This is a genomic window from Photorhabdus kayaii, assembly GCF_025384895.1.
Taxonomy (GTDB): domain Bacteria; phylum Pseudomonadota; class Gammaproteobacteria; order Enterobacterales; family Enterobacteriaceae; genus Photorhabdus; species Photorhabdus kayaii.
The window spans coordinates 1-1,240 of sequence record NZ_JAJAFZ010000182.1 but is presented as its reverse complement, the minus strand read 5'-3'; the positions used below and the strand labels follow the sequence as shown (position 1 = coordinate 1,240).

General features: G+C 57.2%; 1 protein-coding gene and 1 pseudogene. Both read left to right on the top strand.

Annotation, left to right across the window (positions count from 1 at the left end; genetic code table 11):
• Positions 1-858, top strand: an 858-nt coding sequence (locus LGZ98_RS23760) for a type VI secretion IcmF C-terminal domain-containing protein (protein WP_315902011.1), incomplete at its 5' end; no start/stop codon positions are given.
• 90 nt (positions 859-948) lie between these two features.
• Positions 949-1,104 (top strand): annotated as a pseudogene (locus LGZ98_RS23755) (type VI secretion system baseplate subunit TssF); the annotation flags it as partial.
• Positions 1,105-1,240: the final 136 nt, after the last annotated feature.

Sequence of the window (1,240 nt, the reverse complement as noted above, 5' to 3'; positions counted from 1 at the left end):
GACCAATGGCGCGGTTTCGGTCAGACGATGTTCGTACAGCCGTTAAATCAGGCATGGCAGGGAATACTGAAACCGGCAGCGGCAAGTTTAAATGAACAGTGGCAGACAGCCATCGTGGCTAACTGGAATACCGCCTTTGCCGGTCGCTACCCGTTTGCCGGTGGGCAGAGTGACATTTCATTGCCGATGCTGGGGCAGTTTATCCGCCCGGACACCGGGCGCATTGAGCAGTTTTTGACGCGCCAGTTAGGCGGGGTGCTGCATAAAGCGGGTAACCGTTGGGTGCCGGATAACGTGAACGGTCAGGGGTTGCAGGTTAACCCGCGTTTCCTGCAAGCGGTGAATCAGCTCAGTCAGTTATCGGATGTGCTGTTTGCGGACGGCAGTCAGGGACTGCGGTTTGAACTGCGGGCGCGCGCGGCGCGGGATGTGGTGGAAACCGACCTGACGATAGACGGGCAGAAATTGCGTTACTTCAACCAGATGGAAAGCTGGCAGCGTTTTCGCTGGCCGGGAGAGACGTATAAACCGGGGGTGATGCTGACCTGGACCAGTGTCAATGCCGGGGCGCGGCTGTTCGGTGATTATCCGGGAACCTGGGGGCTCATTCGCTGGCTGGCGCGGGCGAAAGCAGAAAAGTGGGATGAAAGCCGTTACCGGCTGACCTTCACTATGCCGGACGGTTTACCGGTGACCTGGATATTACGCACGGAAATGGGCAGCGGGCCGCTGGCGTTGCTGAAACTGCGGGGATTTACCCTGCCGAAAGAGATTTTTGACACGACACCGGGTAATAACCCGGTCATCTCACCGGTCGATGACGATGACCTGACGGAGGGATCATGTTGCAACGATTGATAACAACCTGTCTGGGTGAGCGTGATGTGTTGGCCCTCGCCCGAGAGCAGACCGAACGGTGGACGACGTGGTTGTTGCCCATTAGCGCGGAGGCGCCGACTTGACGGGGGATTCTCCCCGCTGGGATTTGGCGATGAGGAAAGGCTGTGGCCGAAAGGGGACAGCGCGTTCAGTGGTTATCAGCTGCTGCTGGAGTATTTTACCTTCCGTGAGAAATTCATGTTTGTCGCGTTGTGTGGGCTGGAACAGTGCACTGCCGTACAGGCAGCTTAGAAAAGTACAGTGATGTGAATGTTGTCGCTATCCACGTGCACTGCCGTACAGGCAGCTTAGAAATGAAGATAGTGGTGCCAGGCGGGAGTGGACGACCCGCATTTGGGAA